This window comes from Microbacterium sp. UBA3486 (assembly GCF_002377845.1).
Classification (GTDB): domain Bacteria; phylum Actinomycetota; class Actinomycetes; order Actinomycetales; family Microbacteriaceae; genus Microbacterium; species Microbacterium maritypicum_A.
The window spans coordinates 29,885-53,197 of the sequence record NZ_DFQP01000099.1; the positions used below are offsets into that span (position 1 = coordinate 29,885).

Genomic DNA, 23,313 nt, shown 5'->3' on the forward strand with positions numbered 1-23,313 from the left:
GAAGTGACTACCGAGACGCAGGATTCCGTCGTCCGTGACGGCGTGCACTACCACCAGTTCGACATCGTGATCGTGGGAGCCGGTGGAGCGGGCATGCGTGCCGCCATCGAAGCGGGCCCGGGCGCGAAGACCGCGGTGATCTCCAAGCTGTACCCCACGCGCTCGCACACCGGTGCAGCGCAGGGCGGCATGGCGGCGGCCCTCGCGAACGTCGAAGAGGACTCCTGGGAGTGGCACACCTTCGACACCGTGAAGGGCGGCGACTACCTCGTCGACCAGGATGCGGCCGAGATCCTCGCGAAGGAGGCCATCGACGCGGTCATCGACCTCGAGAACATGGGCCTCCCGTTCAACCGCACGCCCGAGGGAAAGATCGACCAGCGTCGCTTCGGCGGACACACGGCCGAGCACGGCAAGACCCCGGTCCGCCGGGCCTGCTACGCCGCCGACCGCACCGGCCACATGATCCTGCAGACGCTGTTCCAGAACTGCGTCAAGCTCGGCATCAACTTCTTCAACGAGTTCTACGTGCTCGACCTGCTGACGGTGAAGGACGCCGACGGCAAGACCCAGGTCTCCGGCGTCGTCGCATACGATCTGGCCACCGGCGAGCTGCACGTCTTCCAGGCCAAGGCCGTGATCTTCGCGACCGGCGGCTTCGGCAAGATCTTCAAGACCACCTCGAACGCGCACACCCTCACGGGTGACGGCGTCGGCATCGTGTGGCGCAAGGGACTCCCCCTCGAGGACCTGGAGTTCTTCCAGTTCCACCCGACCGGGCTCGCCGGTCTCGGCATCCTCCTGACCGAGGGCGCACGAGGCGAGGGCGCGATCCTGCGCAACGCCTCCGGTGAGCGCTTCATGGAGCGCTACGCCCCGACCATCAAGGACCTCGCCCCGCGTGACATCGTCGCGCGCTGCATGGTGCAGGAGGTCCTGGACGGGCGCGGCGCCGGCCCCCACAAGGACTACGTGCTGCTCGACTGCACGCACCTGGGCGCCGAGGTGCTCGAGACCAAGCTCCCCGACATCACCGAGTTCGCCCGCACGTACCTCGGTGTCGACCCGGTCGTCGAGCCCGTGCCCGTGATGCCCACCGCGCACTACGCGATGGGCGGCATCCCGACCAACAACGACGGCGAGGTCCTCGCGGACAACACCACCGTCGTCCCCGGCCTCTACGCCGCGGGCGAGTGCGCCTGCGTCTCGGTGCACGGCGCCAACCGCCTCGGCACCAACTCGCTGCTCGACATCAACGTCTTCGGCAAGCGCGCCGGCCGCAACGCCGTCGAGTACGTCAAGACCGCCGAGTTCGTCCCCCTCCCCGAGAACCCCGCCGGCTTCGTGTCGGGCATGCTCGAGGACCTGCGCAACAACCAGGGCACCGAGCGCATCGCCGTCCTGCGCAAGACGCTGCAGGACGAGATGGACAAGGGCGCGCAGGTGTTCCGCACGCACGACTCCCTCCAGCACGTGCTCGGCGTCATCGCCGAGCTGCGTGAGCGCTACAAGAACGTGCACGTCGACGACAAGGGTCAGCGGTTCAACACCGACCTGCTCGAAGCCGTCGAGCTGGGCTTCCTCCTCGACATCGCCGAGGTCGTCGTCTACGCCGCGCAGAACCGCGAAGAGAGCCGCGGCGGCCACATGCGCGACGACTTCCCGAAGCGCAACGACGAGAAGTACATGAAGCACACCATGGCTTACCTGACCGGTGATCCGCACTCCTCCACGCCGAGCGACCACATCAAGCTCGACTGGAAGCCGGTCGTCTTCACGAAGAACGATCAGGGCGAGTTCAACTACCCGCCGATGGAGAGGAAGTACTGAGCATGTCGACCGCCATCGCAGAGGCACCTGCCGACACGACCGAAGAGACCGGCATCCAGTCCTTCATCGTCACGTTCAACATCCGCCGGTTCAACCCGGAGGTCGACTCCGAGCCGCACTGGGTCGACTACGACGTGGAGCTCTACTCCACCGACCGCGTGCTCGACGCCCTGCACAAGATCAAGTGGGAGGTCGACGGCTCGCTCACCTTCCGGCGCTCGTGTGCCCACGGCATCTGCGGCTCCGACGCCATGCGCATCAACGGCCGCAACCGCCTGGCCTGCAAGACGCTGATCAAGGACCTCGACATCTCGAAGCCGATCTACGTCGAGGCGATCAAGGGTCTGCCGCTCGAGAAGGACCTCGTCGTCGACATGGAGCCGTTCTTCGCGTCGTACCGCGAGGTGCAGCCGTTCCTCGTCGCCAGCTCCGTTCCGGAGAAGGGCAAGGAGCGCGTCCAGTCCATCGCCGACCGCGAGATCTTCGACGACACCACCAAGTGCATCCTGTGCGCCGCGTGCACCTCGTCGTGCCCCGTGTTCTGGACCGACGGCCAGTACTTCGGGCCGGCGGCGATCGTCAACGCGCACCGCTTCATCTTCGACTCCCGTGACGACAACGCGGCTGTCCGCCTCGACATCCTCAACGACAAGGAAGGCGTGTGGCGCTGCCGCACCACCTTCAACTGCTCCGAGGCCTGCCCCCGTGGCATCGAGGTGACCAAGGCGATCGCCGAGGTCAAGCAGGCCGTGCTCCGCGGTCGCCCCTGACGCCGCGACAGGCAACAACGCGAGAACAGGCGGTCCCGTTCCGGGGCCGCCTGTTCTGCGTTCCTGCCCTTCTCACGCCTGTTCCTCTCTTGGATAGGGTGGGGAGGTGTCCGAACCCGATGGCTCCGCGACCGACCCCGGTCGCCTCGATGCGGCCGTCGAGCGCGCGACCGCGCTGACGCAGCGCACCCTCGGACTGTTCCCCGTGCGCGTCTGGCGCCACTTCCTGCAGCACAACGGATTCCTCCTCGCCGCGGGCGTGAGCTACCAGGCCCTCTTCGCGATCTTCGCCGCGATCTACCTGGCCTTCGCGATCGCCGGGCTCTGGCTCGGCGGCAGCGATGAAGCCGTCGACGCCCTCATCGCGATGATCAACAGCTACATCCCCAATCTGATCCTTCCCGAGGGCGGTGTGGTCACGCCCGATCAGGTGAAGGACATCGCGGCGAGCACCACCGGAGTGCTGAGCGTCACCGGTCTGATCGCGCTCGGCACCGTGATCTGGACCGCGATCGGCTGGGTCACGTTCTCTCGTCGTGCGACCAGAGACATCTTCGGCCTGCCGCCCGATCGTCGCAGCTACGTGATCCTGAAGGCGCGCGACCTGCTCGCGGCGGTGATCTTCGGAGCTTCCCTGGTGGCTGGTTCGGTCCTCAGCTCGGCGAGCGCCGCGATCCTGAGCTGGCTCCTCGGTCTGCTCGGCTGGGACTCCAGTTCGAACGGGGTGATCCTCATCCGCATCGGCGCCGTCATCGTCTCCTTCGCGCTGATGTCGGGCGCCCTGGCGGCTATGGTCCGATTCCTCACCGGGACCTCCCTGCACTGGCAGACGATCTGGCCCGGCGCTCTCCTGGGCGGCGGCGCGATGACGATCCTGCAGTTCGGTGCGGGGTTCCTCCTCAGCTACACCCCGTCCAACCCGCTGCTCGCGACGTTCGCGATCTTCATCGGTCTGCTGCTCTGGTTCCGCATCAACGGCGTGGTGATGCTGGTGGCCTCCTCCTGGATCGCGGTCGCTGCGCAGGACCGCGACCTGCCCCTCCTCACGCTGACCGAGGCCGAGCGCCGCATGGCGGAGTATCAGGCCCTGCTGACGGCCGCGCGCATCCGCGTGCGCGAAGCCCATGCCGCACGTGAAGCCGCGCCCTGGTACCGCGCGTGGAGCGCGGCGAAGGCCGTGCGCGATGCGGAGCAGGAGCTCGCCGACCTCGAAGCCTCTCCTCCCCCGCCGCCCGATCCGAGCACGCCGCTCGCCCAGCGTCTGCTCTCCGAACTGCACCGACCGGGACGGGATGTCGGCAGCGCTCGTTAGGCTTGTGACCATGCCTCATCTGCGTATCGCCACGGTCAATGTCAACGGAATCCGAGCGGCGGCTCGCAACGGGATGAGCTCCTGGCTCGACGACGCCGGCGTCGACATCCTCACGCTGCAAGAGGTGCGCGGGCAGGACGAGCATCTCGAGGCCGCGCTCCCCGGCTGGTCGTTCGTCCACGACGAGGCCACCGCGAAGGGACGTGCCGGAGTCGCCATCGCCAGCCGCACGCCTGCGCTGGCCTCGCGCACGGCCTTCGGCCCCGACGACTTCGACTCCAAGGGGCGCTGGATCGAGGCCGACTACCTGATCGGCGACCGTCCGCTGACCGTGGTGAGCGCCTATGTGCACTCCGGCGAGGCCGACACCCCGAAGCAGGATGAGAAGTGGAAGTTCCTCGACGCGTTCGGCACGCGGCTCGCTGAACTCGGCGCCGACGGCGCCCTCGTCCTCGTGACCGGCGACCTGAACGTCGGACACCGCGAGCTCGACATCAAGAACTGGCGAGGAAACCGCAAGAAGGCCGGTTTCCTTCCTCGCGAGCGCGCGTACTTCGATCGGTTCCTCGGCGAGGCCGGCGCGGAGGTCTCCGGTGTCGACGGCACCGTGGGCACCGGCCTCGGCTGGATCGACGTGGGGCGGAAGTTCCACGGCGAGGTCGACGGACCGTACACCTGGTGGTCGATGCGCGGGCAGGCGTTCGACAACGACTCCGGGTGGCGCATCGACTACCACCTGGCGACGCCTGCACTCGCCGAGCGTGTGGAGACCTACCACGTCGCGCGCGCTGCGGCCTATGACCAGCGCTGGAGCGACCACGCGCCCGTCGTCGTCGACTACCGCTATTGAGCGGCGCCGGGGGTGGCATCCGCGTAGCGGTACCATCCCCGGTACTCCAGGACGGTCCCGAGCACGGGACTCGTCGCGCGCATCTCGATGGTGCGTCGGTCGTGAGTGTCGTCCCAGCCGTCCACGAGATCGACGTCGATGCGGAGAATCCCGCGTAGCGCGATCCTGCATCGGCCGAGACGCAGCGCGACGGCCCGAGTGCGCATACGCAGCGCACCGTCGTCGGTCACCGAGCACTCCTCGAGCATCTCGACTCGGCCCCTCGACCCCAGCGCATTCTGGACGAGGCCGGGATGTCCCGTCGCGAAGAGCCGGTCGACGACGTGCTGTGTCGTGTCGGCGAAACGGAACTCCCGGACCGTGTCGAGCGTCGGCCGCCCCGAGGGCGATCGACCGGACACGGTATCGATCCGGAAGGGCACGTCGCGGCCGAACCGCGTGACGAGCAGCCGCGGCCCGACGAGGGGCGACGCGAGGGCGGCGAGGCGCCCGAACCGGCTGCCGGCGACCGCGAAGACCCCCTCGGCTCCGTCGTTCCTCGCCTCGACGCGCATCTGCGCCAGGATCTCGGGATGAAGCCTCTCCGCCTCCTCCCCCAGCGCTTCGAGAAAGGCGGCTCCGCGCGCGGTCACTCGCGGATCTCCTCGCGGTACGGCTTGACGGTCTCCGGAGCCGGTCCGCCGACGAACTCGCAGGTGAAGGCACCGCGGTAGCCGAACAGGAACCCGAAGACATCGTTATGGATCTCGAGGTCGATCAGATACCGCTCCTGCTCGTCGTCGTAGCGCTCGATGAGCCGAGCGCGCCCGCTGAAGAGCATCGGGAAGCGGAAGGCGATGGGCCCCTCATAGAAGCGCTGTGCGCCCGAGGTGAGCAGGAGGCCGCCGTCGTCGGTGACGGCCAGATCGAGGTCGACGGCCAGGTGCTGGTGCGTACCCAGGTAGTCGACCACCCGTCGACGTGCGTCGCTGTAGATCATGGTCGCGTCGAATCGGCGGCGGCGGCCGGGGCGCACGTCCATCGTCCGCACGAAGGTCACGGTCTCGCGACCGAAGTCGTCGACGTAGGCCAGGTTGTCGATCCGGAACGGCACATCCCACCCCCGCTCGGGAAACAGGATGTTGCGGAACGTGCCGATCAGCAGGAAAGGCAGGGTCCACCACGGGCCTCGCCGGACCTCGGACATCACCCCGCGTCCGATGCAGCCGTATCCGGCGTCCACGCCGACCCCGAAACGGCGCTGCAGCTGCGGATGGAGGCGCGCGAAGTCGTCTCCCAGTGCGCGCTCGAAGATACCGGTCCCGGTCGTCATGCGATCTCCTCGAGGGATACCGGTGCATCCTCCATGATGGTCCGCCCGGTGCGCCGGGGGCGCGAGAGGCAGTTGCGTGCACGTGGTCGGTACCCGCGCCGGAGCGACCGCCAGCCGCTGGTCTCCTCCGGAGGTATGCCCAGCTCGGCCCACAACCGGAGACGATCGAAGCTGCGGGCGGTGAGCCACCAGACGAACCGTCGGGTCACCAGCGGATCGAGAACGCGTCCCAGCCATCCCCATCCCGGTGCGTAGTCGTAGCCGGTGAGGAATCGCACGCCCTTCTCCGTCGGCACGTAGCGCCAGTAGCCGCGCCCGGTTCCGAGCGGCGAGAGCGCGTCGTCGGTGTCGAAGAGCAGCGCGGAGGTGCGCTCTCCCGAGGGGCTCTCCTTCGTGGCGAGCGATACGCCGGTCCCGCGGATCGTGTGCACCACGAGATCGAGCTCGTAGCGGAAGTCCTGCGCACCGTCTGCTCGGGTGCGCTGCGGCACGATGTCGCTGAAACGCGCATCCCAGCGCACGTGCGAGGCCGGATCCTGCGTCAGCCGCCACACCTCGTCCAGGGGCGCGACGATGAGGATCTCGACATAGAGGGCCCGATCCCCTCGCGACCGTGAACGCGGGGATACGGAGGCCATGCGCCCATCGTAGGGGCACGCCGTGCACCCCATAGGATTGACTCCGTGACGAGACCTCGCCTTTACTCCGGAATGCAGCCCTCCGCCGACTCCCTCCAGATCGGCAACTACATCGGCGCGCTGCTCCAGTGGCGGGACCTGCAGAGCTCCTACGACGCGTTCTTCTCCGTCGTCGACCTGCACGCGATCACGGTCGCCCAGGATCCGGCCGAGCTCCGCGAGAAGACGCGTCGCACGGCCGCCCAGTACATCGCGGCCGGCATCGAGCCGTCGCTGTCGACGCTGTACGTGCAGTCGCACGTGCGAGCACACGCTGAGCTCGCGTGGATCCTCAGCACGATCACGGGCTTCGGCGAGGCCGGCCGGATGACCCAGTTCAAGGACAAGTCCTCGCGGTACGGCGCGGACTCGACCAGCGTCGGACTGTTCACGTACCCGGTGCTGATGGCCGCCGACATCCTGCTGTACCAGACCGACGTGGTGCCGGTGGGTGACGACCAGAAGCAGCACGTCGAGCTCACGCGCGACCTCGCCGAGCGCTTCAACTCGCGCTTCGGCGAGACCTTCACCGTGCCGATGCCGGTCATCCAGAAGGAGACCGCGCGCATCTACGACCTGCAGAACCCGACGTCGAAGATGTCGAAGTCGGCCGAAAGCGATGCCGGCGTGCTGTGGATGCTCGACGACCCGGCGAAGTCGGCGAAGAAGATCATGCGTGCGGTGACCGACAACGAGGGATCGGTGCGGTTCGACCGCGAGAACAAGCCCGGCGTCTCGAACCTGCTCACGATCTACGCGGCCCTCACCGGGCGCCAGGTCGCCGCGATCGAGGACGAATACGCGGGTCGCGGTTACGGCGACTTCAAGAAGGGTCTTGCCGAGGTCGTCGTGAACGAGTTCGAGCCGGTGCGTGCCAGGGCCCTCGAGCTGCTCGACGATCCTGCCGAGCTCGATCGCATCCTGGCGGAGAACGCCGCGCGCGCTGACGCCGTCGCCGACGCGACCCTCTCCGACGTGTACGACCGGGTGGGTCTGCTCCGGCGCGTCTGAGCCTCGCCTTAGGATGGGGGCGTGACTGATCCGCAGCTGCCTCCCCCGCCCGGTGCCGTGCCCTCCGACCCGTCTGCGTCGCCCGCGACCGGCGCGTTCCCGCCGCCGACCGCCCCCGGGTACCCTCCGGCAGCTCCCGCGTATCCCCCTGCAGCTCCCGCGTATCCCCCGGCGGGTGCCCCGTATCCTCCGGCAACGCCCTCCGGCTACCCGGCAGCGCCCGCGCCCGGGTATCCGGCAGCCCCTCCCGGGGCCTACCAGGTGCCTGTCGGCGGCTACGCGACCCCGGCCGGCGCCTATCAGGTGCCCGACGCCGCGACACCGTCCACCTCCGGACTCTTCGGAACACTTGCGCTGGTTCTCGCGCTCGTCGCGGCGGTGGTGCCGGCGATCGTCGTGAGCATCAGCGCGTTCGAGATCGGTCGGTTCCTCCCGAACGGCGCATCGGTCACCGCCGACGACCTCCGCGTGCTCACCCCGGTACGGGACCAGGTGCTCTGGGCGGAGCTCTCCTTCTGGCTCGGGACCGTCGTCGGCATCGCAGCGATCGTGCTCGGTATCGTCGCGATCGCCAAGAAGCGTGGCCGCGGCGCAGGAATCGCCGCTCTCGTGGTCGCGGTCCTGGCGTCGGTGATCTTCTTCATCGCCCTGGTCGTCGCGCTGACCGCGGGCGCTGCGACGGGCCTGTCGACCTATGCGGCCTGACCGGGCCACGACCCCGCAGCGGCCGTCTCAGCGCGGCGCGTGGTGCTTCTGCTGTGCCGCGAGAAGGCCTTCGTCGACCAGCAGCTCGACCGCGTCGGCGGCGTCCGCGATGAGGATCGGCAGGTTCGGCCGCTCTTCCTTGCCGAACGGGGCGAGCACCCAGTCCGCGGGATCCTGACGCCCGACCGGACGTCCGATGCCCACCCGCACACGCGGAAAGTCGGCAGTGCTCAGCGCCCGTGCGACATCACGGACACCGTTGTGTCCGCCGTGTCCGCCCCCGGTCTTGAGCTTGACCGTGTCGAACGGGATGTCGAGTTCATCGTGTACCACGATCACCTGCTCTGGCGGCACCGAGTAGAACCGGGCCAGCGCCGCCACCGGGGTCCCCGAGACGTTCATGAAGGTGTTCGGCTTGGCCAGCACGAGCTTGTCCGCGCCGGGGCGCACCCACGTCTCGACGACGCGGGCTCCGCCCTTGTGCTCACGGAAGGCCTCGCCGCGCCGCGATGCCAGCTCGTCGACCACCATCTGCCCGATGTTGTGTCGCGTGGCCTCGTATCGCGGGCCGGGGTTGCCGAGCCCCACCACGAGCCAGGTCGATGCCATGTCGTCGTCCTCTCCCCGCCGGGTGCGCAGCCCAGGTCAGGATACGACAGAGGGGACGCGATCGGATCGCGTCCCCTCTGTGATGAATCAGTCGGAGATCACTCCGCGGCGGCCTCTTCGGCAGCCTCGGTGGCCTCGCCGGCCTCGGCGGCCTCTTCGTCATCCTCGGTGGGTGCAGCCGGGACCGAGATCGCCACGACGAGGACCTCGGGGTCGGAGAGCAGCGTGGAGCCCTTGGGGAGCTTCACGTCGGCGCCGGTGATGTGCGCGCCCTCTTCCAGGCCCTCGACGGAGACCTCGATGTTCTGCGGGATGTGCGTGGCCTCGGCCTCTATCGACAGCGTGGTCGCGTCGAGGTTGACGATGGTGCCGGCAGCGGACTCGCCCGTGACGACGATCGGGACGTCGATGGCGACCTTCTCGCCCTTCTTCACGACGAGCAGGTCGATGTGCTCGATGATCTGGTGCACCGGGTCGCGCTGGACGTCCTTGACGAGGGCGAGCTGGCCCTTGCCCTCGATGTCGAGCTCGAGAAGCGCGTTGGCGCGACGGATGATGAGCGAGACCTGGTGGCCCGGCAGCGCGACGTGCACCGGCTCGGTGCCGTGGCCGTAGATGACGGCGGGGATCTTGCCGGCGGCGCGGAGGCGGCGGGCGAAGCCCTTGCCGAAGCTCTCGCGGAGCTCGGCCTGGACCTTGGTGTCTTCAGACATGGGGTTCTCCTTCGGGGCACGCAGCGAAGGCGCCGCGCGGTGGTCTTGGAATTTTCGAACTCGCTGACGCAGGAGGAAAGCCACCGGGCTTGCTTCGCCGCGTCGATAACGGATGTTCGCGCACGCGCAGAAGCATCCCTCGCCGAGGTACAGCCTCAATGGTACCGGATGACCCGATAGGCTGAGGACACCGGTCCTTTTTCTGCAGAACACGGAGAACCCCCATGCTCGACGGCGCCTTCCTCTCGCACGCACTCCTCTGGCTGATCGGCGCCATGACCGTGTGCGCAGCCGTCACCTCGTTCATCGCGCTGTTCGCGATGGGACGCTCGGGATACCGCAAGGACTGACCGCCGGTCGCAGAGCCGTTTCCGCACGCTCTGGTTTGAACTCTCAGCGCCGCTGTGCCGCTTCGGCGATGACGGCGGCCGCGGTCCGGACGTCCGCCGACTCGTCCACCCGGATTCCGGCCTCATCGGCCTCGAGCGATTCGAGCGTCTGGAGCTGCGAGTCCAGGAGCGCCGCCGGCATGAAGTGATCGGCCCGCGCACGCATCCGCTCCTCGAGCACCGCGCGACCGATCGCGAGTTCGGCGAAGAACGTCTCGGGCGCTCCGGTCCGGATGACGTCGCGATAGACGCGCTTGAGCGCCGAGCACGCCACGACGACGCGGTCCTCACTCTGCAGCGTCTCGCCGACCAGACGGAGCCAGGGCAGCCGATCCGTGTCGTCCAGAGGCACCCCGGCCGCCATCTTGCGGACGTTCGCGGCCGGATGCAGATCATCGCCGTCGATGAAGCGCGCACCGAGGCTCTCTGCGAGGAACGCACCCACGGTCGACTTGCCCGAACCGCTCGGGCCCATCACGACGACGCGCACACTCATGCCTCCCGGCCGAAGTCGACGAGCACCTTGCAGGAACTCGCGGGGTCGGCGGCCAGTGCGAACGCGTCGAGCGCGTCGTCCACAGGCACCACCTGGCTGATGATACCGCGCACGTCGAGGCTGCCATCGGCGAGGGCGGCGATGACCTCGCCGAACTCCGCGCCGAAGCGGAAGGACCCCCGCAGCGTGAGCTCGCGAGTGATCGCCGTGGCCATCGGCGCGGGAACCGCGCCCCCGCGCTGGAGCCCCAGCATCACCACCGTGCCCCCGCGGACAGCAGCGGAGACGGCGGCGTCGAGCCCCGGAACCGTTCCGCTCGACTCGATCACGACATCGGCATACAGCTCGGAGATCTCGGTCGCGGCCCGCGCATCGATCGCTCGGATCCCGCGCGCCTCGGCGATCTCCCTCGGCCGCTGCTGCAGGTCGGTGACGGTCACGGAGGACGCGCCGGCACGCTGGGCGACGGCGGCGACGAGCTGACCGATGGGTCCGGCGCCGATCACGACCACTCGCCGGTCGCGCACATCCCCCGCCCTCTGCACCCCGTGCCAGGCGACGGCTGCGGGCTCTGCCAGCGCCGCCGTCTGCAGGTCGAGGCCGGAAGGAAGCGGATACAGCATGCGCGCGGGGAGAGCCACGCGCCGCGCGAAGGCTCCCTGCGTGTGCGGCAGGTGCATCGCCGACCCGAGATACGTCGAGGCCGGTGCGAGATTCGGATGCTCGGGGGGCCAGGGCGTGCGACCGTCGCCGTGCGCGGTGAGCGGATGGACGGCCACGGGGGTGCCGACGGCCGGTCCCGTGCCGTTGGCCGCAGCGACGGCCACGACCCCGGACACCTCGTGCCCGAGGATCATCGGCTCGCGCAGCACCGATGCACCGGCCGCGCCGTGCTGCCAGTAGTGGAGGTCGGATCCGCAGATGCCGCCGTAGGCGATGCCCACGACGGCCTCGTCCGGTCGGGGCACCGGCGCGCCGATGTCATCGATCCGCAGGTCTTCGGCGGCGTGCGCCACCACGGCGAGGTTGTTCACCGCGCTCCTTCCTCGGTCACACGAAAGCCGTGACCAACTCGATCTCCGCCACTCTGACGGTCACGATCTGCCCCGGCCCCACGCGGGCCTGCGAGTGCGGAGCACCCGTCATGACGACATCGCCCGGGCCGAGCGGCGACCACGCGGCCACGTAGGCGAGGCAGTCGCGGATCGACATCGGCAACTGCCGGCTTCCGGTCTCGGCGACCGGGCGTCCGTCGACCTCCACCTGAAGGCGCACATCGTCGATCCCGGCTGCGGTGTCGATCCAGGGGCCGAGCGGCGTATACCCCTCCCCCGACTTCGATTCGAAGTTTCGCGGATCGAACGCCGCGCGCTCCGGACTCGAGAGGTCGTTCACCGCGGTGACCCCGAGCACGTACTCGTGCGCGTTCTGCGCGGTCAGCCCCCGGGTCGGGCGGCCGATCACGACCGCGATCTCCCCCTCGGCGACCTGGCCGCCCGCATCGCGGCGCAGGACGACGTCGACACCGCCGGCGGTCACCGTCCGCGGGCTCTTGAGCCACGCCTGCACGGGAGAGACATGGGCGGGTCCGTTCTGGGCTATGCCGACGATCACCAGCGGATCCACCGGCGCGATGACCGTGCCTTCGATGCGCGGCCCGGCATCCTCCGGCTCCTGCCCCTCGGCGAAGGCGACGAACGGATCCGTCACCGGGATCAAGCCGTCGGCCGCCTGCCGTACCCACCGGGGGCCGCCGGTGGTGGCGACTCGTCCGAGACGCATCAGACGACCGCCGTCATGCCGCCGTCGACGAACAGCGTCTGTCCATTGACGAAGTCGCTCGCGCCGCTCGCGAGGAACAGCAGGGCCCCGACGAGGTCCGCGGTGTCACCCCAGCGCCCGGCCGGTGTGCGCCCGCGGACCCACTCCGAGAACTGCTCGTCGGCGACGAGAGCCTTCGTGAGCTCGGTGGCGAAGTATCCGGGCGCGATCGCATTGGCCTGGATACCGTGCGGGGCGAGATCGGCGCACAGCCCCTTCGTGAACATCACGATCGCGCCCTTGGTCGCCGCATACGCCGCGATCGAGGGACGGGCGAGCTGCGACTGCACGCTGCCGATCTGGATGATCTTGCCCGAGCCGCGCGCGATCATCCCGGCGGAGACCCGTCGCGACAGGTGGAAGACGCTGGAGAGGTTGGTCTGCACGAGGGCGTCCCAATCCTCGTCGGCGAACTCGGCGATCGGCGCACGGCGCTGGACACCGGCGTTGTTCACGAGGATGTCAGGAGTACCGACCAGATGCTCCACCTCGCCCATGCCGGCATCCACCGCCGCCGCCTCGGTCACGTCGAAGACGACGCTGTGCACGACGGCTCCCGTGCCCTGTGCGATCTCTCCCGCCGCCGCCTGCGCCTTCGCAGCATCCCGCCCGTGCACGACGACGGTCGCTCCTGCACCGGCGAGGCCCTCGGCGAGGGTCCTGCCGATGCCCTGACTCGATCCGGTAACGAGCGCCGTGCGCCCGGTCAGATCGAAAGCGGCGAGTCCCGCCGGCAGCGCCGTCATCGTCCGACGGCCTTGATCGACACCGTGGTGGCGAACACGTCGTCGCCGCCCTCCCCGCGCGAGACCTTGATCGCGTCGTCGACACGGGTGAGGTCACGGCGGAGGGTCTCGGGAGCGAGGAATGTCGACGCGGTGGTGATGAGGGCCAGCACAGCCATGTAGATGGCCAGGAGCACCCAGTTGCCGTCGCTCACCGCGATCAGGTAGGCACCGAGGACACCGGCGAGGCCACCGGCGAGCACAGCCGAGATCTCGCGGGCCATCGCCACGCCCAGGTAGCGGTGACGGTTTCCGAAGAGCTCGGGAAGCATGGCGCACTGCGGTCCGAGCATGCTGTTCACGGCGACGCCGATGCCGATCGCGATCACACCGATGGCCACGGCGTAGTTCCCGAGCGACAGCAGCCACCACGCGGGGAACGTGTAGACCAGCATGAAGACCGCTCCGAAGCGGTAGACGGTACGGCGCCCGAAGCGGTCGGAGAGGTGGCCGGTGAACGGCACGGAGAAGACGCCGATCAGCGACCCGAGGGTGACGCCCCAGGTGAGCAGACTCTTGTCGGCGTTGTCGCCGACGACCGTGACGAAGAAGGCGAGACCGAGCGTCTGGAACATGTACGAGCCACCGTTCTCGGCCATCCGCAGCCCCACACCGACGATCACGCCGGGCAGGCCGTGGGTGAAGATCTCCTTGATGGGGCGGTCGGCGATCTGCTCGTGCTTCTCGAGCTCGATGAACGTCGGCGTCTCACGCAGCCGCATCCGGATGAACAGCGCGAGCAGGATCAGCGCGAAGGAGGCGAGGAAGGGCACGCGCCATCCCCAGCTCAGCAGCTGGTCCTCGGGGAGCAGCGTGATCAGGCCGAACACCACCGCGGCGAGCAATGTGCCCGCCTGGATGCCGACGAACGGGAGTGCCGAGAAGAAGCCCCGGCGCTTCACCGGCGCGTACTCGGCCATCAGCACCGTCGCCCCCGCCTGCTCGGCACCCGCTCCGAAACCCTGCAGCAGCCGCATCAGCACCAGCAGGATCGGTGCCCACACGCCGATCGCCGCGTAGGTGGGCAGCAGTCCGATCGCGGTGGAGGCGCCGCCCATCAGCACGATGGTCGCGACCAGGACCCACTTCCGCCCGAGCTTGTCACCCAGGACGCCGAAGAACAGGCCGCCGAACGGACGCGCAAGGAATCCGACGCCGAAGGTCGCGAACGCGGCGACCGTCGCCATCGCCGGGTCATCCTGCGGGAAGAACAGCACATTGAAGATCAACGCCGTGGAGAGGCCGTAGAGCGCGAAATCGAAGTACTCCAGCGCGCTGCCGATGCTCGACGCGAGGGTCGCACGGCGCAGGTTCGCCGCGTATTCCGGGTCATCGGACGCTGCTCGGGGTGAGGTGCGGGGGTCTGTCACGGCCATCTCCTTCGATCGGCTTCGCCTGCGGCGTTCCCCGACTGTACCAGCCTGTTGGATTGCGTTCAACCCTTTGGACTCACTTCGCGTCCCGCTGCGGGCACGCAGGAAGACCACCGCGCCCTGCGAGCGCGATGGGGCACAGGAGGGCGTCAGCGCCGAACGGCTGAGCTGAAGGGGTTCGTCAGCGCGGCGGCGGCGTCACGCAGCGCCTCACCCACACGCTCGATCCGCTCATAGTCGGCCTCGGCGGCCCGGATCGCGACGCCGAGTGCGAGCGGCGGGTCGGTCGGGGCCCACCCTTCCAGCGGAACCGCGACGCCCACGATGCCCCGGAAGGACTCCTCGGCGTCGAGCGCCCACCCTCGACGACGGGCGGTCGCCAGCACCTCCAGCAGCCCCGGCATTGTGGTCGCACTGCGCTCGGTGAGCTGCGGGAACACCGCGTCCTCCCCGAGGAGCTCGACGACCTCGGCATCGCTCATGGCAGCGAGGAGCGCGCGACCGGTGGCCGAGAGCGGAGCCGGGAGCCGCGAACCGAGCGGCGTGCCCAGACGGAGCGAGCGCGACCCCTCGTGCCGCGCCAGATACAGCGCATCGGTGCCGTCGAGCATCGCCACCTGCACGAGTTCGGAGGCGAGCTGCGGCGAGGCCTCGCACACGCTGTAGAACTCCCGCACCTGGTTGAACTGGGCAGCGAACGCACCCCCGAGCTCGGCCGTGCGCACCCCGAGACGATAGCCCTGCGGGGTGCGATCGATCATGCCCCCGGCCTCGAGCGCCAGGCAGAGGTTCGCCGTCGACGACTTCGCCAGCCCGAGTTCCCCCGCGAGCTCGGTGAGCGTTCGTGGACCCCCGGACTCGGCGAGGATGCCGAGCAGGCGGATGCTGCGGGTCACGGCGGGTGCGGGGTCGCGCCCTTCGCGGGTGTCATCATCCATGGCCGCGCCTTCCGACAGCAGGGAGCCACAGGCGCTCGATCACCTGTGGGCCGATCAGTAGAACTCGACCGTATCGACCACGGCGGTCAGCGGCTCGCCATCGAGCAGGCGCGCCGCGTTCTCCGCGAAGCGACGGGCGATCCGCTCCTCCTCCTTGGAACTGAGTGCGGCGGTGTGCGGGCTCACGAGCACGTTCGGATGCGACCACAGCGGCGACGCACCGTCGAGGGGCTCCTGCTCGAAGACGTCGAGCGCGGCGAAGGCCACGCGGCCGTCGTCGAGCGCACCGAGCAGAGCGCTCTCGTCGATCACGGTGCCGCGGCCGACGTTGGTGATGATCGCACCGGGTTTGACCGCATCGAACACGTCGGCGCCGATCAGATGGTGCGTCTGCGCCGTGCCCGGAAGGGTGACGACGATCGCGTCGACGTGGGCCACCGCGTCGGTCAGCTCGTCCAGCGGCACCAGGCGATCCACTCCCGCCACCGGCTGCCCGGAGCGCGTCGTCCCCCACACCCGTGCGCCGAGCGCATGGAAGCGTCGCGCGCACTCCGTGCCGATGCCGCCCAGGCCGACGACCAGCACCGTCATCTCGTCGAGCTGGCGCATCTCCCAGCGGTCGGGCCAGGTACGCGTGCCCTGATCCGCGAGCAGGCGCGGAAGGTTCTTCGCGCCGGCCATCACTCCGAACACCGCGAACTCCGCGAGCGGGCCCCCGTGCACGCCGGCACTGGTGGTGAACACGATGCGATCGAGAGCGGCTCGGTCGAGACCCGCGGCCTTGACCGAGGCCCCGCCACCGGCGGCTGTCGTCATGACCCAACGCAGATGCGGGTTCGCAGCGACGGTGCGAGCCAGCGCAGCGGCGTCGACGTCGGGGATCCCGAAGAGCACGTCGGCGGAGTCGACCAGTTCGTCGAAAGCCTGCTGCGCGCTCGGCGCGCGTGCGTACTCCGGGTCGCCGGACCAGTCGGCCGGTCCGCGCATCGGCGGCAGGAGTGCGTGATCGCGGACCACCTCGAGGCGAGGCTCGAGCTCCTCGATCAGTCGACACAGGCGTTCCGGCAGCGGCACCGCCACGACGGCGCGCAGTTTCTTCTCGGTCCCCGTCATGCTGGTCCCCTCCCTCGGGAAGTCTGGATCCCTCACCTTAGCCCAGTTCCACCCTGTTGGACACTGTTCTATCTGTTGGATTGTTGCTACCGTGTGCGCATGAGCATCTCATCCGTCACCGTCGGCGTCGTGGGCCTCGGCGCCATGGGCCACCCCATGGCCGACCGCCTGCTCGCCGCCCACGGGGGGCTCGTCATCCATGCGCGCCGCCCGCAGCCGGAACTGCTGGCCGCCGGCGCCTCGTGGGCGCCGACACCACGCGAGCTCGCCTCCAGAGTAGACGTCCTGCTCATGATGCTGCCCGACCTCCCCCCGTTCGAAGCCATGCTCGACGGTCCCGACGGGCTGCTCGCCGACGCCGGAGACCTGCTCATCCTCATCGGGTCCACCTCGTCTGCTCCCGCCGTCCGTGCGCTCGCGGACCGCGTCGGAGCGCAGACGGGCGGCAGGGTCAGGATCGTGGACTGCCCGGTCTCCGGTGGGGAAGACGGAGCGGTCGCCGGGACCCTCTCGATCATGCTCGGCGGCGACCCGGACGATGCCGCCGTCGCCGCCGAGGTGCTCGCGCCCTGCGGAACCCCTGTGCTGCTCGGACCACTCGGGGCCGGCGAGGTAGCCAAGGCCTGCAACCAGCTCGTGGTGTCGGCGACGATCATGGCGCTCGGCGAGGCCACCGTGCTGGCCGAGCGCTCCGGACTCGACCTCGATGCGCTCTGGTCGCTGCTCTCGGGCGGCTACGCCGGCTCGCGCCTGCTCGACAGTCGTCGCGAGAAGCTCGTCACCGGCGACGACTCCCCCAGCGGCATCGCGCAGTACATGGTGAAGGACCTCGGCTTCGCGGCCGACATCGCCGAAGCCACCGGCACCTCACCCGTCCTGCTGCCCACCCTGCGTGCGGCCTTCGACGAACTGGTCGCCGCCGGGCTCGGAGACCGCGACATCGCGGTGTCACGACGCTTCATCGCCTCTCGTGACACAGGTGCCCACTGACCTCCCGTACAGCGATACGCTGAAACCACCCCTTCTTCACGATCGAGGAGCCTTCTGTGCCCGAAGCATCAGCGAACATCGGAGTCGTCGGACTCGCCGTCATGGGATCGAACCTCGCCCGCAACCTCGCCAGCCGCGAGGGAAACACGGTGGCGATCTTCAACCGCAGCTACGAGAAGACCCAGACGCTCCTCGACGAGCACCCCGAGGCCGGATTCGTCCCGGCCCACACCTACCAGGAGTTCGCCGACTCGCTCCAGAAGCCGCGCACCGCGATCATCATGGTCAAGGCCGGCGGCCCGACCGATGCGGTGATCGACGCGCTGGTCGAGGTGTTCGAGCCGGGCGACATCATCGTCGACGGCGGCAACGCGTACTTCCCCGACACCATCCGTCGCGAGAAGGCGGTCCGCGAGACCGGCATCAACTTCGTCGGCGCCGGCATCTCCGGCGGCGAGGAGGGTGCCCTCACCGGCCCCTCCATCATGCCCGGCGGCTCTGACGAGTCGTGGGTCACGCTCGGACCGATCCTGAAGTCGATCGCCGCGATCGCCGAGGGCGAGCCGTGCGTCACGCACGTCGGCCACGACGGCGCCGGGCACTTCGTCAAGATGGTGCACAACGGCATCGAGTACGCCGACATGCAGCTCATCGCCGAGGCCTACGACCTCATCCGCCGCGGCACGGGCAAGTCGTCGGCCGAGATCGCCGAGATCTTCGCCGAGTGGAACAAGGGCGAGCTCGAGTCGTACCTGATCGAGATCACCGCAGAGGTGCTCCGCCAGGTCGACGCCGAGACCGGCAAGCCGCTCGTCGACGTGATCCTCGACCAGGCCGGCGCCAAGGGCACCGGAGCCTGGACCGTGCAGACCGCGCTCTCGCTCGGCGTCCCCGTCTCCGGCATCGCCGAGGCGACCTTCGCCCGCTCGCTCTCGTCGCACCCCGAGCAGCGCGCCGTCGCCGGCGGCCTCCCCGGCCCCGACGAGGAGTTCACGGTCTCGACCGAGGACACCGAGCAGTTCATCGAGGATGTGCGCCTGGCGCTCTACGCCTCCAAGATCGTGGCCTACTCGCAGGGCTTCGACGAGATCCGGGCGGGGGCGGCCGAGTACGGCTGGAACATCGACCTCGGCGCGATCTCGAAGATCTGGCGCGGCGGTTGCATCATCCGCGCCCAGTTCCTCAACCGGATCGCCGACGCCTACGCGGCGACCCCCGACCTGCCCGTGCTGATGACCGCACCGTACTTCGCCGAGGCGCTCACGCGTGGCCAGGCATCGTGGCGTCGCGTCGTCGTGACCGCGGCCCAGGCGGGCATCCCGGCTCCGGCGTTCTCGTCGTCGCTGTCGTACTACGACGGCATCCGCGCCGACCGCCTCCCCGCCGCGCTCGTGCAGGGACAGCGCGACTTCTTCGGTGCGCACACCTACAAGCGCATCGACAAGCCGGGCACGTTCCACACGCTGTGGTCGGGCGACCGCACCGAGATCGAGGCGGAAGACACGCACTGACGTCCCGTCGTCGAAGGGCCGGATACCGCGAGGTACCCGGCCCTTCGTGCATCATGGTGGTGCCATCCCGCCGCCTACCTCGTGATGTCCTGGACGACACCCTTCGTGAGGCGCAGACGCCGTGTCGCGCGTCGCGCCACCGCCGAGTCGTGCGTCACCACGATGATCGTGATCCCCTCGGCGCACAGCGATTCGAGAAGCGTCAGGATCTCGTCGCGCATGCTCTCATCGAGGTTGCCCGTCGGCTCGTCGGCCAGGAGCACCCGCGGCCTCTTGACGAGGGCGCGCGCGATCGCGACGCGTTGCTGCTGACCCCCGGAGAGCTCGGCGGGCCGATGGTCGCCTCTGTCGTCGAGACCGACGTGGGCGAGAGCCTCAGCGACCCTCATGCGCCGCTCTCCCTTGTCGAGATCGAGGGGCTCGAGCGCCATGTCGACGTTCTCCGTGGCCGTGAGCGTGGGGATCAGGTTGAACCCCTGGAACACGAATCCGAGCTCCTCCGCCCTGAGGCGTCCGAGTTCCTTCGCCGAGGCCGACGCGAGTTCGCGGCCGTCGAGCAGGAGGGAACCCGTCGTCGGCGTGTCGAGCGCACCGAGCAGTTGCAGGAGCGTGGACTTGCCGCCGCCGGTGGGGCCCTGGATCGTGACGAACTCGCCGGGCATGATGTCGAGGTCCACACCGGTCAGCGCTTTCACGATGCGCCCCTTCTGCGTGTACGTCCGGGTCACGCCCGTGACGCGGTAGATCGGCTGCTCGTGCCCGCCTCGGGGCGCCGTCTGCTCGAGGTCTGCGATGGTCATGTGCGTCTCCTGCTCGTGGGTCGTCGGCTTCCGGGTTGTTCGGAGCGGGGGTGGCGGGTCGTGCCGGACGTCGCCCGCGCGTGCGGTGATCATGCGACCGACCGCAGGGCTTCCGCCGGGCTGAGACGCGCGGCGCGCCAGCCGCCGAACGCTCCGGCGACGAGTCCGCCGAGCACCGCGAGACCGACGGCGGCGACCAGCACCCAGGGGGTGAACGGCGCCTGGAGCACGACATCCGCCGCGGCGGTCTGGAGCATCCCTCCACCTCCGGTCGGTCCCCCGCCCATGCCCCCGCCGATGGCACCGGGACCCGCTCCCTGGCTCGCACCGCTCGCAGCGACCGTGGGCCTCAGGACGTTGATCAGCACGATGCCGGCGATACCCAGGACGAGGCCGACCGCTCCCCCGATCAGCCCCTGCACCATGGACTCTCCTGCGACCTGACGGACGACCCTGCCGTTCGACCAGCCGATCGCCTTGAGCGTTCCGAACTCCCTGGTGCGACGCCCGACGCCCGACAGGGTGAGCAGCACCGAGAGCAGCACGGCGACGGCGAGCACGATGATCGAGAGCCAGGTGCCGAGGTTCGTGATCAGTGCGGTCGCGCTGGAGAGCGAACCGGAGACGGTCGCGGCGAGCTCGGACTGCGAGGTGACGGTCGCATCGGGGAGCGCGTCGGCCAACGCGGACTGCACGGCCTCGATCGAATCGGCCGAGTCCGCCTGCACGTAGACGGTGGAGATGACGTCGTCGACTCCGGCGAGCGTCTGCGCGGTGCGCAGCGGCAGATAGACGTTCGCGGCCGTATCCGCGCTGTCCGAGGTCGAGCCGAGGATGCCGACGACCTCCACATCGGAGCCGGCGACATCGATCGTGTCTCCCACCGCGATCTCATCGGTACCCGCGTAGGTGCTGTCGACGAGGGCGACGAGCGCCTCGGCATCATCGGCGTCGAATCCGCGTCCGTCCGTCACCTCGGCCGACGCGAGCGGACCGACCGAGGTCGCTGCGGGGTCGATGCCGAGCACCGAGAAGGAGTCGACTCCGAAGGATCCTCCTCCGCCGCCCTGCCCGGCCTCCGGTGCGGTCTGCCCCTCCTCGGGCGCAGCCGGCTGCTCGCCGTCCTGCGGAGCGAATCCACCGCTGGGCACCTCACCGGAGAAGGTGGCGTTCGTGAGGCTGAGTGCCCCGGATGCCGCGGCGACCCCGTGCGTGGCGGCGACGGTGTCGAGCACCGATGAGTCGAGCGTGCCGCGCAGGAAATCGGTCCGCAGCGTGGACTGCGCGAGCGTGGTGGTCTCGCCGTCGCTCTGACCCGCATCCGCGTCGAAGTCGAAGCGCGGCCCTTCGCCTTGGCCGGGTTCGGCGGGCTCGCCCGTCACGGTGAGGTCGGTGCCGACTCCGTAGACGGAGGCGAGGGCCTGCGCCTGCGCGTCCCGCACTCCCGCCGTGAGGGCGTTGACGACGATCACGAGGGCGATCGCGATCGCCAGCCCGATCGCGACGATCATCGTCTGCTTCTTGCGGCCGGCGAGTTCGCGCCGCAGATATGTTCCGTACATCTCTCTCCTTCCGCCGCGGCCATCGCGGGGCGAGATCGACGTTAGGAATCGCGCATATGCGAGATCGAGGGGCCGATGATGAGGAACCTATGGAGTACGTCGGTCACCCGGCGCGCACGGCCTGCATGAATGCCCCGGCGCGGACGGCGAGCGCGTCGAGATCGCCGCCGGGACTCGCCGCATCGCCGACGAGAGGCCCGCCCACCCCGATGCCGAAGGCCCCGGCGGCGAGGTACTCGGCGACAGTGTCGACGCGCACCCCTCCCACGGGGATGATCCGCGCCTGCGGAAAAGGATCGCGGACGGCGCGGATGAAACCGGACCCGAGCGCCGATGCGGGGAACAGCTTCACCGCTGCACTGCCGAGGTCGTGGCCGCGCTGGATCTCGGTGGGCGTGTACACGCCCGGGAGCACGCCGATGCCCAGGCTGACCGCATGGGCGACGGAAGCGCTGAGCGTGGGCGTCACCATGAACTGTGCGCCGGCGGCGAGGGCCCTCTCCACGTCGGCCTCGTCGAGCACGGTACCGGCGCCGATCAGCGCTCCGTTCGGCGCGTCCTGCACGACCTGGGCGATCGCCTCCTCCGCGTCAGGCAGGGTGAGTGCGATCTCGAGGGTGAGCACGCCCGCCGCGAGCAGCGTCCGCGCCGCGCCGACCGTGGCGTCGACATCCGTCCCCCGCAGGATCGCGACGAGTCGGGTGCGGCGCAGGCGTTCCTGCAGCTGCGCGTTGTCCACGGTGCTCACGATGCCCCCTCCTCGATCGAACCGGCCGCCGTCGTCGCCGGCACCGCGCCTCGCCAGGGGAACGCGGGTGCGCCTCCCACCTCCACCTCCACGCCGAGCAGTGCGCCGTCGGCGTCGGCGGGATCGGTCAGTCCGATGCTCGCGGTGGTGATCACCAGCAGCCGGTCGACCAGAGCCACGGCTGTCGGCCGCTTCGCCGGAAGGACGATCGTCTCCAGGAGCTCCCCGGCCGGCGAGTAGCGGCGCACCTCGGACGCATCCCAGACCGCGACCCAGAGCATGCCGTCGAGGTCGATCGTCATGCCGTCGGGGTTGCCTCCTTCGACCCGGCACACCGTGCGGCGGTTCGAGAGCTCTCCGTCCGGCGCCACATCGAACGCCTCGATGCGGCGATGCGGGAGCGTGTCGATGTAGTAGAGCGTGGCACCGGTGCGGTCGAAGGCGAGGCCGTTCGACACGGTGATGCCGCCGAGGCGCGCGACGGGCTGCCCGTCGGGACCGAGGCTCCACAGTGTGCAGTGCGGGTCGCGGGGCATAGCCTGGCTCCCCACCCAGAAGCGCCCGGACGGATCGCCCCCGCCATCGTTCATGTAGTCGCCGGGTCCCGCGATGTCGTCGGTGATCGGCGAGACGACGCCATCGTCGCTCACGTGGACGACGCGGCGGTCGACGCCGACCAGCCACCCCGTGCCCGGCTGCGCGAGCGGGATCGGGGCACCGATCTGCGCGCCGACGACGACCGCGGCCTCGGGAACGACCGTGATGCCCTCGATGCGTCCGCGGTGCAGCGAACCCGTCGCCATGTCGATCCAGAGGAGGCTGCCGTCACGGGCATCCCAGCGTGGAGATTCGGCCTGGACGTAGCGGGCGTCGGAGAGGATCTCGACGGTGCGGGCGGCCTGAGGGTGCGACATCCGGGTCATCCTTCTCTGGTAGGTCATAACCGTTATGTGGCAGACTATCTCACAATATGCATAACACTTGCGAGAAATGTGGAT

25 protein-coding genes are annotated in these 23,313 nt (G+C 69.4%); 9 read left to right on the forward strand and 16 right to left on the reverse strand.

The annotated features are described in order from the left end of the window. Positions 1-3 precede the first annotated feature (3 nt). The 4 genes from sdhA to B2869_RS15325 all read left to right on the forward strand — a co-directional run bounded on the left by sdhA (position 4) and on the right by B2869_RS15325 (position 4,762). Positions 4-1,830: a succinate dehydrogenase flavoprotein subunit gene (sdhA, locus tag B2869_RS15310; protein ID WP_021199712.1), complete on the forward strand. Its 1,827-nt coding sequence runs from the start codon at positions 4-6 to the stop codon at positions 1,828-1,830. Positions 1,831-1,832: 2 nt separating this feature from the next. Further along, entirely contained in the window at positions 1,833-2,600 is a 768-nt protein-coding gene (locus B2869_RS15315; protein WP_021199713.1) for a succinate dehydrogenase iron-sulfur subunit, read from the forward strand. A 106-nt stretch (positions 2,601-2,706) separates the two neighbouring features. After that, positions 2,707-3,912: a YihY/virulence factor BrkB family protein gene (locus tag B2869_RS15320; protein WP_021199714.1), complete on the forward strand. Its 1,206-nt coding sequence runs from the start codon at positions 2,707-2,709 to the stop codon at positions 3,910-3,912. 10 nt (positions 3,913-3,922) lie between these two features. Beyond that, positions 3,923-4,762 (forward strand): exodeoxyribonuclease III, encoded by an 840-nt coding sequence (locus B2869_RS15325; RefSeq protein ID WP_292768395.1) that lies wholly within the window; start codon positions 3,923-3,925, stop codon positions 4,760-4,762. On the opposite strand, the gene B2869_RS15330 is transcribed toward B2869_RS15325, so the two are convergent. From B2869_RS15330 to B2869_RS15340, 3 genes are read right to left on the reverse strand one after another with little or no spacing between them, the layout of a single operon-like run. Further along, positions 4,756-5,394: a DUF4166 domain-containing protein gene (locus tag B2869_RS15330; protein ID WP_021199716.1), complete on the reverse strand. Its 639-nt coding sequence runs from the start codon at positions 5,392-5,394 to the stop codon at positions 4,756-4,758. The two genes, B2869_RS15325 and B2869_RS15330, sit on opposite strands and share 7 nt — an antisense overlap. Next, the gene (locus tag B2869_RS15335; RefSeq protein WP_292768418.1) at positions 5,391-6,074 is read right to left on the reverse strand and encodes a DUF4166 domain-containing protein; all 684 of its coding nucleotides are present in this window, start codon (positions 6,072-6,074) and stop codon (positions 5,391-5,393) included. The genes B2869_RS15330 and B2869_RS15335 overlap by 4 nt, the downstream gene beginning before the upstream one ends. After that, on the reverse strand, positions 6,071-6,712 hold the full coding sequence (locus B2869_RS15340) for an SRPBCC family protein (RefSeq protein WP_292768421.1): 642 nt from the start codon (positions 6,710-6,712) through the stop codon (positions 6,071-6,073). The genes B2869_RS15335 and B2869_RS15340 overlap by 4 nt, the downstream gene beginning before the upstream one ends. 45 nt (positions 6,713-6,757) lie before the next feature. On the opposite strand from B2869_RS15340, the gene trpS reads away from it, so the two are divergent. Then, positions 6,758-7,762: a tryptophan--tRNA ligase gene (gene trpS, locus B2869_RS15345; protein WP_292768424.1), complete on the forward strand. Its 1,005-nt coding sequence runs from the start codon at positions 6,758-6,760 to the stop codon at positions 7,760-7,762. Between the two features lie 21 nt (positions 7,763-7,783). Further along, positions 7,784-8,467, forward strand: coding sequence for a hypothetical protein (locus tag B2869_RS15350; RefSeq protein ID WP_292768427.1), 684 nt, complete (start codon positions 7,784-7,786; stop codon positions 8,465-8,467). Between the two features lie 27 nt (positions 8,468-8,494). On the opposite strand, the gene pth is transcribed toward B2869_RS15350, so the two are convergent. Continuing rightward, on the reverse strand, positions 8,495-9,076 hold the full coding sequence (pth, locus tag B2869_RS15355) for an aminoacyl-tRNA hydrolase (protein ID WP_021199721.1): 582 nt from the start codon (positions 9,074-9,076) through the stop codon (positions 8,495-8,497). Between the two features lie 98 nt (positions 9,077-9,174). After that, positions 9,175-9,789 carry a 50S ribosomal protein L25/general stress protein Ctc gene (locus tag B2869_RS15360; RefSeq protein ID WP_021199722.1) on the reverse strand — a complete coding sequence of 205 codons (615 nt, stop codon included), beginning with the start codon at positions 9,787-9,789 and terminating at the stop codon, positions 9,175-9,177. A 224-nt stretch (positions 9,790-10,013) separates the two neighbouring features. On the opposite strand from B2869_RS15360, the gene B2869_RS15365 reads away from it, so the two are divergent. Next, positions 10,014-10,139 carry a hypothetical protein gene (locus B2869_RS15365; RefSeq protein ID WP_017828452.1) on the forward strand — a complete coding sequence of 42 codons (126 nt, stop codon included), beginning with the start codon at positions 10,014-10,016 and terminating at the stop codon, positions 10,137-10,139. Positions 10,140-10,182: 43 nt separating this feature from the next. Here the strand turns inward: B2869_RS15365 and B2869_RS15370 are convergent, their stop codons facing one another. The 7 genes from B2869_RS15370 to B2869_RS15400 form a co-directional block, all read right to left on the reverse strand. Continuing rightward, the gene (locus tag B2869_RS15370; protein WP_292768434.1) at positions 10,183-10,674 is read right to left on the reverse strand and encodes a gluconokinase; all 492 of its coding nucleotides are present in this window, start codon (positions 10,672-10,674) and stop codon (positions 10,183-10,185) included. Then, on the reverse strand, positions 10,671-11,708 hold the full coding sequence (locus B2869_RS15375) for a zinc-binding dehydrogenase (protein ID WP_292768437.1): 1,038 nt from the start codon (positions 11,706-11,708) through the stop codon (positions 10,671-10,673). The genes B2869_RS15370 and B2869_RS15375 overlap by 4 nt, the downstream gene beginning before the upstream one ends. A gap of 16 nt (positions 11,709-11,724) precedes the next feature. After that, positions 11,725-12,456 (reverse strand): fumarylacetoacetate hydrolase family protein, encoded by a 732-nt coding sequence (locus tag B2869_RS15380; protein WP_292768440.1) that lies wholly within the window; start codon positions 12,454-12,456, stop codon positions 11,725-11,727. Further along, positions 12,456-13,241: an SDR family oxidoreductase gene (locus tag B2869_RS15385; protein ID WP_292768443.1), complete on the reverse strand. Its 786-nt coding sequence runs from the start codon at positions 13,239-13,241 to the stop codon at positions 12,456-12,458. Before B2869_RS15385 ends, B2869_RS15380 begins: the two co-directional genes overlap by 1 nt. Then, on the reverse strand, positions 13,238-14,656 hold the full coding sequence (locus tag B2869_RS15390; protein WP_029260549.1) for an MFS transporter: 1,419 nt from the start codon (positions 14,654-14,656) through the stop codon (positions 13,238-13,240). Before B2869_RS15390 ends, B2869_RS15385 begins: the two co-directional genes overlap by 4 nt. Before the next feature lie 146 nt (positions 14,657-14,802). Beyond that, positions 14,803-15,591: an IclR family transcriptional regulator gene (locus tag B2869_RS15395; protein WP_292768447.1), complete on the reverse strand. Its 789-nt coding sequence runs from the start codon at positions 15,589-15,591 to the stop codon at positions 14,803-14,805. A 54-nt stretch (positions 15,592-15,645) separates the two neighbouring features. Next, positions 15,646-16,704 carry a D-2-hydroxyacid dehydrogenase gene (locus B2869_RS15400; protein ID WP_292768449.1) on the reverse strand — a complete coding sequence of 353 codons (1,059 nt, stop codon included), beginning with the start codon at positions 16,702-16,704 and terminating at the stop codon, positions 15,646-15,648. A 99-nt stretch (positions 16,705-16,803) separates the two neighbouring features. On the opposite strand from B2869_RS15400, the gene B2869_RS15405 reads away from it, so the two are divergent. Next, the gene (locus B2869_RS15405; protein ID WP_292768452.1) at positions 16,804-17,694 is read left to right on the forward strand and encodes an NAD(P)-dependent oxidoreductase; all 891 of its coding nucleotides are present in this window, start codon (positions 16,804-16,806) and stop codon (positions 17,692-17,694) included. Between the two features lie 56 nt (positions 17,695-17,750). After that, entirely contained in the window at positions 17,751-19,205 is a 1,455-nt protein-coding gene (gene gndA / locus B2869_RS15410; RefSeq protein WP_292768455.1) for an NADP-dependent phosphogluconate dehydrogenase, read from the forward strand. Between the two features lie 74 nt (positions 19,206-19,279). Here the strand turns inward: gndA and B2869_RS15415 are convergent, their stop codons facing one another. From B2869_RS15415 to B2869_RS15430, 4 genes are all read right to left on the reverse strand, one after another. Beyond that, on the reverse strand, positions 19,280-20,005 hold the full coding sequence (locus B2869_RS15415; RefSeq protein WP_172889133.1) for an ABC transporter ATP-binding protein: 726 nt from the start codon (positions 20,003-20,005) through the stop codon (positions 19,280-19,282). Between the two features lie 89 nt (positions 20,006-20,094). After that, the gene (locus B2869_RS15420) at positions 20,095-21,567 is read right to left on the reverse strand and encodes an ABC transporter permease (RefSeq protein ID WP_292768459.1); all 1,473 of its coding nucleotides are present in this window, start codon (positions 21,565-21,567) and stop codon (positions 20,095-20,097) included. Between the two features lie 103 nt (positions 21,568-21,670). Further along, entirely contained in the window at positions 21,671-22,315 is a 645-nt protein-coding gene (locus tag B2869_RS15425) for a bifunctional 4-hydroxy-2-oxoglutarate aldolase/2-dehydro-3-deoxy-phosphogluconate aldolase (RefSeq protein WP_292768461.1), read from the reverse strand. Further along, on the reverse strand, positions 22,312-23,229 hold the full coding sequence (locus B2869_RS15430) for an SMP-30/gluconolactonase/LRE family protein (protein WP_292768470.1): 918 nt from the start codon (positions 23,227-23,229) through the stop codon (positions 22,312-22,314). The genes B2869_RS15425 and B2869_RS15430 overlap by 4 nt, the downstream gene beginning before the upstream one ends. Positions 23,230-23,313: the final 84 nt, after the last annotated feature.